Origin of the sequence: Wenzhouxiangella sp. XN201 (genome assembly GCF_011008905.1) — a bacterium.
Taxonomy (GTDB): Bacteria; Pseudomonadota; Gammaproteobacteria; order Xanthomonadales; family Wenzhouxiangellaceae; genus Wenzhouxiangella.
Window position 1 is genome coordinate 1,208,770 of the sequence record NZ_JAAIVI010000017.1, and the last position, 6,512, is coordinate 1,215,281.

Genomic DNA, 6,512 nt, shown 5'->3' on the forward strand with positions numbered 1-6,512 from the left:
GCTCGTTGGCTTGTTGGATAGCCAGAGAGCAAGTCGCCCCAGAGCCGCGGGCGGGTGCTGGGCCGCGCGATTTGGAAACCGCAGGTTTCGTATGAGCGCGGGGCAGTACCCGCCCGCGGCGGAAGTTGGAGCATGTCTTAGGGCAATGGGCTCAAATTGACCCGGGGTAGTGGGCATGGAAGAATCGGGTCACGACGACAGCAGGGACATCGACGAGTGACGGAACCGCGGCGGGAACCCATTTCCAAGGTCGACATCGCCTGGCTGCGTATGGAGCAGCCGACCAACCTGATGATGATCACTGGTGTGATGGTGCTCGACCAGGCGATTTCCTTCGACGTGTTCCGCGAAGTCCTGCTCAACCGTTTCCTCGCCTTTCGTCGCTTTCGGCAGAAGGCCGTGGAGGGTGCGCGCGGCTGCTGGTGGGAGAACGACGAACTGTTCGAGCCCACGGCCCACATTCAGCGGGTTGCCTTGCCTGGTGATGCCGGCAAGGCCGAACTCGAGAAAATGGTTTCCCAACTCGCATCGACGCCGCTGGACAAGACCAAGCCGCTGTGGCAGTTCCACCTGGTCGAAAACTACACCGAGGGGCCGGCGGTCATTACCCGGATTCATCACTGTTATGCCGACGGCATCGCCCTGGTGCAAGTGCTATTGTCGCTGACCGAAGCCGACGCGGAGGCTTCCCTGAGGCAGGTCAGTCCCGATCGCTGGAAACAGAAGCGTGCGGCAGAGTCGACTATCTTCCGTCGCCTGATGGCGCCGGCCCGCGAGGGCATCGACGCCGTACAGCACTACAGCAACCTCCTGGTCGAAGAAGCCGCCGCCATGCTGCGTGATCCCCACGCGGCCGGAGAATATGCGGGCCAGGCGGCCGACCTGCTGGCTGAGCTGGTCAACGTGCTGCTGCTCAGCGATGACCCGCCATCACGCTTCAAGGGTGAAATCGGCGTGCGCAAGAATGTTGCCTGGGCCGAACCGATCGATCTCGAGGAGGTCAAGGCGGTGGGCAAGGCCCTGGGCTGTACGGTCAACGACGTGCTTATCGCCGTCATGACCGGCGCTCTGCATCGCTACCTGATCGAACAGGGTGAGGACCCGTCCGAGGTGAGCATGCGCGCGACCGTTCCGGTCAATCTGCGGCCGCTTGAGCATGCCCGCGAACTGGGCAACCACTTCGGGCTGGTTTTTCTGGAGTTGCCAGTGGCCGAGCACAATCCCCTGGCGCGTGTCTACGAGGTCGCGACCAATATGCGTGAGCTCAAGCATTCCCAGCAGGCGGTCATGTCACTGGGCTTGCTCGGCGCCCTGGGCATGGCCCCGGCCGCCCTGCAGAAGCCCGCGCTGGAGCTGTTCAGTCGCAAGGCTTCCACCGTGTTGACCAACGTGCCCGGCCCGCAGTCGCCACTCTACATGGCCGGCGCAAAAATCCGGGAAATGATGTTCTGGGTACCGCAGACCGGCTCGGTCGGCATGGGCATCAGCATCATCAGCTACAACGGTCAGGTTTTTTCAGGATTGATTACGGACCATCGACGCGTGCCCGACCCACACAGTGTGGTGGTGAACTTCAAGCGCGAATTCGAAAATCTGCTGCATTTGACGATGCTGATCGGGCCGCAGGACGAGCCGCTCCAGCCGGAGGCGGCCGATCTGGTGCATGGCTGGATAGAGGATGGTTAGCTAGTTGGCTAGTTCGGCATCTGTGGAGCGACGCGGGGCGGCTTCGCCGCGAGAGATTGCGGGCAATCGGTATCATTGCCGAACCAGCTAACCAGCTAACCAGCTAACCAGCTAACCAGCTAACCAGCCAACTCATATTGACGCCTTCGCAAACTCCACGTCCAGCTGTTGCATGGCATCAATCGGCTCGATCCCCGCGGCTTTTTCGTAGGCGGCGTTGGATTCGTCCAGACTCTTGTCGCCGAACAGCAGGTACAGGCCGTTGCCGTACTCGATGTGGGCGATGGGGGCATCGGGCGTGATCTCGAGCGCGCGCTCGAAATGTTCCATGGCCTTGTCGGCGCTGGCGCCGTAGGTTAGCTTGCCGACCATGCGGCCGACCTTGTCGATGATCTCGGCATGGTAGAGGCCCATGGCGGTATGCGCCTCGGCGTGGTTTGGCGACAATTCCAGCGCTGCTTCAAGCGATTCCCGGATTTTTCCGCCGAAACCCTGGGTGAGCGCCTGCGTCACCGAGATGCCCTGGCTGTAGCGTCCCAGCAAAAAGGCGTGGAAGTAGTGGGCGTTGGCGTCGTCGGGGTACGCTGAAATGGCTTTTTCGGCGCGTTTTATGCCAGCCTGGTAGATGGCGATTTTGGTCTTTTCGTCCTCTTCGAGATAATCGGCGTAGATACCGCTGGCCTTGTTGGCTGCGGCGTGCGCCTCGAGTCCGACCTGGTCGGCCTGTTTGACGGCGGCAGCAAAGTCACCCGCGTGAAATCGCCGCCAGGCCTCCTGCAGCTCGTCGCTGTCGGGCAGCGGCTCGGTATCACCGCGATGCAGTGCTTCCCAGGCTTCCGCAAGCTTCTTGCCCGGGTAGCTGAATGCATCGTTTTCATACGGGAAATCCGCCCAGTCGTCGGTGTTCATGATTAGTGTGTCCACTCTAGAAACCGCCTGTATCTTACAACTCACAATCAGTGAACACATCCCGCCATCGTGGCGGCGAAAAGGAGCACAGCAGATATGGCTAAGAAGACTGCCAAGAAGAAGGTCATGAAGAAGAAGGTCGCCAAGAAGAAGGTGGCCAAGAAGGCCGCAACGCGCAAGACCGCATCCCGCAAGAGCACGAGCTCGCAGGTGCAGGACTACGCTCACGAAATCTGGCTGGCCGGCCTGGGTGCATTCTCCCTGGCGCAGCAGGAAGGCGGCAAGCTGTATGAACAGAGCCGAAAGAATGTCGAGAAAACCGGCAACAAGGTATTCGGCGAGAGCAGCAAGTTCTTCGATCGCCTGGTCAAGGAAGGCAACAAGCTCGAAGGCAAGGGCCGCAAGGCTGCCAGCGAGACGGTCAGCGGAGTTCGCGAGGACGTCGAAAGCCGTGTCGGCAAGGTGCGTGAGTCGGCCCAGAGCAACTGGGACAAGCTCGAGAAAGTTTTCGAGCAGCGCGTGGCCCGGGCCCTGTCGAAAATGGGTGTGCCGACCTCCGACGAGATCAGCCAGCTGAGCAATCGCGTGGCCGAACTCAACAAGCGGGTGCGCGAGCTCTCGGAGCAGCAGAAGAAGACCGCCGCTCCGGCTGCGAAAAAGACTGCGGCCAAGAAGGCTCAGCCGAAGAGTTAATCATTCATCGGTAGTCGACTTCTCCAGACGACCCCGAAGCATCCCGGGCTATCCTCCCTCGGCCCGGTTGAATGCTGCAACCTTGACCCGGACCCTGTCCGGGTCTTTTTTTAGAGGGCAGGGGGTCGCGGGCTAACGATAGGCGTCCGCCAGGGTTTCGAGTTCCGTGCGTGCCTCTCCGACCAGGTAGGGGCTGACCAGGCTCATGACCTGTCCGACGGCGCGGTCCGGGCGGGGATGGTCGTCCCTTTCGAGAATCTGGTCGAAAGCGAGCCAGAATGTGCTGACCAGGGTGATGTTGCGCACCAACGCCTCGGTTTCGGCGCGGCTGGCATCGAGCTGGCCCTGGCTGGCGAGTCCGTCGATGAGGTGGTGTGCAGTCTGCATCGACAGCTTGAGGATGCCGCGGAATCGCTGGTGCAGCCCGCGATAACGTCCGCAAAGATCGGTCAGATCGCGATAGATGAAGCGGTGCTCGCCGATCGTCTCGAATACCAGGTGCAGGAACAGCCAGATATCCTCGATGTGAATGTCGCGTGATTCCGGCGTGGCCAGCAGCTCGAGCATGCGCTGTTCGAAGCGGTCAAACAGGGTCAGGATCAGGTCGGCCTTGGTGCGGAAATGGTAGTGCAGGTTGCCGGGGCTGATTTCGAGTTCGTCGGCAATCCGGTTGGTCGTGACGTGCGGCTCACCCTCGTCGTTGAACAGGGCGAGAGCGGTCTGAAGAATGCGCTCGGGGGTGTTCCGGCTCATGCCGGGGCGACGGGCGTCCGGTGACTCAGGATCGCAGGGAATCGACCAGGTCGACGTATTTTTGCTTCGCCTCCTCGGACTCCATGCCTTTGAGCTTCTCCCAGGCTTCGTACTTGGCCACGCCGACAAAGTCGAAGAAGCCCGGCTTTTCCCCCGCTACGTCCCCCTCTGAACCCTGCTTGAAAAGCGCATAGAGCTTGAGCAGCGTGTCGTTGTCGGGCCGTTCGTCGAGATTCTTGACGTCTTCGGCTGCTTGCTGAAAGCGGGTGTCGAGCTCGCTCATCGATCGGGTTCCCTTGTGTGGTCGGCCTTTGGCATCTTTTCTAGCATGCCCGTGGAGTGGGGTCAACGAGGCCCGACCTGCTGCAGTCCCGGTAGCACATTGCGCCTGGAACCGGTATCTTTGTCCGGGCCGACTCAACATGCCCAAGGGAGTGTCTTCATGGCCTATTTCGTCACCGGGGGAACCGGTTTTATCGGGCGAAACCTGATCGACCAGCTCGTCAAGCGCAAGGGCACGATCTATATTCTCGTGCGGCGCGGTTCCAAGACCAAGTTCAACAATCTGGTGGCCGAGCGCTGGTCGTCCCACAAGCGCCGCATCGTGGCGGTCAGCGGCGATCTGACCAAGCCGGCGTTGGGCGTGAAGAAATCCGATATCGACAAGCTCAAGGGCAAGGTGCGGCATTTCTTTCACCTGGCAGCCATCTATGACCTGGCGGCCGACGCCGAGGCCAACGAAGCTGCCAATATCGGCGGCACGAAACACGCCATACAGTTGGCGGAGAAGATCAAGGCCGGCTGCTTCCATCACACCTCTTCGATTGCCGCTGCCGGCCTCTACAACGGCACCTTCCGCGAGGATATGTTCGAGGAGGCAACTGGCCTGCAGCACCCGTATTTCCGCACCAAGCACGAGTCGGAGGGCCTGGTGCGCCGGACTTGCCCGATTCCCTTTCGCATCTACCGTCCCGGCATCGTGGTGGGGCATTCGAAAACCGGCGAGATCGACAAGATCGACGGCCCGTATTATTTCTTCAAGCTGATTCAGAAGATGCGCCGCATGCTGCCGCCCTGGGTGCCCACCCTGGGTCTGGAGGGCAGCCGCATCAATATCGTGCCGGTCGATTTCGTGGCCCGGGCGATGGATCAGATTGCCCATAAGCCGAAGCTCGACGGTCAGTGCTTTCACCTGACCGACCCTGAACCGAAGCGCATCGGCGAGGTGATGAACCTGTTTGCCGAGGCCGCCCACGCGCCGCTAATGTCGATGCGCGTCGACGCCCGGCTGTTCAAGTTCATTCCGCAGCCGGTCAAGCAGGGTCTGACCATGCTGCCGCCGGTCAGGCGGATCATCAAGCAAGTGCTGTCCGATCTCGGTATTCCGAAGGACATGTTGAGCTTTTTCAGCTATCCGACCCGCTTTGACAATCGCGATGCCGAAAAAGCGCTCAAGGGATCGGGCATTGCCGTGCCGCCGCTGGAGGACTATGCCTGGGTGCTGTGGGATTACTGGGAGCGCCATCTTGACCCGGAATTGTTCATCGACCGCTCGCTTTCCGGTCAGGTGCGCGACAAGGTTGTGCTGATAACCGGCGCCTCGTCGGGCATCGGCAAGGCCACGGCGGTGATGATGGGGAAGGCTGGTGCCAAGGTCATCATCGCAGCCCGCGGCGAGGAAGGCCTGAAGGAAACCCAGGCGGAGATCGAAGCAGAGGGTGGCACCGCGTTCTATTACACCTGCGACCTGGCCAACATGAAAAAGGCCGAGGCGCTTGTCGGGCAGGTGCTGGCCGACCACGGTGCGGTCGATATCCTGGTCAATAACGCCGGACGTTCGATCCGTCGCTCGATCCAGTTATCCTACAAGCGCTTCCACGACTACGAGCGGCTGATGCAGCTCAATTACTTCGGCGCGCTCAAGCTGATCATGGGCTTCCTGCCGAAGATGGTGGAGCGCGGCGGCGGCCAGGTCATCAACATCTCGTCGATCGGTGTGCTGTCGAACGCGCCGCGCTTTTCGGCCTACGTGGCTTCGAAGGCCGCACTCGACGCCTTCGCCCGCTGCGCGGCCTCGGAATTTGCCGATACCGGCGTGTCGTTCACGACCATCAATATGCCGCTGGTGAGAACGCCGATGATCGCGCCGACCAAGATGTACGAGCACGTCCCGACCATCACCCCGGAGGATGCCGCCGACATGATCAAGCAGGCGGTGATCTACCGGCCACAGCGCATCGCCACCCGCCTGGGTATCTTCGCCCAGATTCTGCACGCCACGGCGCCGAAGATCTCGGAAATTGTGCTGAATTCGGCCTTCCGGATGTTCCCCGATTCGGCCGCCGCCCAGGGCAAGAAGGACGAAGGTTCGATCGAGCCGACGCAGGAGCAGGTGGCTTTTGCGTCACTGATGCGGGGTATTCACTGGTAGCTGCCTGCAGTGCTGGGATCGGTCGGGGCGGGGTCGCCTG

Annotated in this window: 6 protein-coding genes; 3 read left to right on the forward strand and 3 right to left on the reverse strand. The window is 61.1% G+C overall.

Features of this window, described 5'->3' with window-relative positions; genetic code table 11:
- The first annotated feature begins 216 nt into the window (after positions 1 to 216).
- The gene (locus tag G4Y73_RS05885) at positions 217 to 1,686 is read left to right on the forward strand and encodes a wax ester/triacylglycerol synthase family O-acyltransferase (RefSeq protein WP_205596491.1); all 1,470 of its coding nucleotides are present in this window, start codon (positions 217 to 219) and stop codon (positions 1,684 to 1,686) included.
- A gap of 132 nt (positions 1,687 to 1,818) precedes the next feature.
- Here the strand turns inward: G4Y73_RS05885 and G4Y73_RS05890 are convergent, their stop codons facing one another.
- Complete coding sequence (locus G4Y73_RS05890; protein WP_164230399.1) at positions 1,819 to 2,595, reverse strand: hypothetical protein; 777 nt, start codon at positions 2,593 to 2,595, stop codon at positions 1,819 to 1,821.
- 96 nt (positions 2,596 to 2,691) lie between these two features.
- Between G4Y73_RS05890 and G4Y73_RS05895 the strand changes: the two genes are divergently transcribed.
- Positions 2,692 to 3,288, forward strand: coding sequence for a phasin family protein (locus G4Y73_RS05895; protein ID WP_164230401.1), 597 nt, complete (start codon positions 2,692 to 2,694; stop codon positions 3,286 to 3,288).
- A 132-nt stretch (positions 3,289 to 3,420) separates the two neighbouring features.
- On the opposite strand, the gene G4Y73_RS05900 is transcribed toward G4Y73_RS05895, so the two are convergent.
- Both G4Y73_RS05900 and G4Y73_RS05905 read right to left on the reverse strand, forming a co-directional pair.
- Positions 3,421 to 4,041, reverse strand: a complete 621-nt coding sequence (locus G4Y73_RS05900; RefSeq protein WP_164230403.1) for a TetR/AcrR family transcriptional regulator — start codon at positions 4,039 to 4,041, stop codon at positions 3,421 to 3,423.
- A gap of 25 nt (positions 4,042 to 4,066) precedes the next feature.
- Complete coding sequence (locus G4Y73_RS05905) at positions 4,067 to 4,324, reverse strand: acyl-CoA-binding protein (protein ID WP_164230405.1); 258 nt, start codon at positions 4,322 to 4,324, stop codon at positions 4,067 to 4,069.
- 159 nt (positions 4,325 to 4,483) lie between these two features.
- Here G4Y73_RS05905 and G4Y73_RS05910 point away from each other — a divergent pair, with 159 nt between their 5' ends.
- Positions 4,484 to 6,472 carry an SDR family oxidoreductase gene (locus G4Y73_RS05910; protein ID WP_164230407.1) on the forward strand — a complete coding sequence of 663 codons (1,989 nt, stop codon included), beginning with the start codon at positions 4,484 to 4,486 and terminating at the stop codon, positions 6,470 to 6,472.
- Positions 6,473 to 6,512 lie beyond the last annotated feature (40 nt).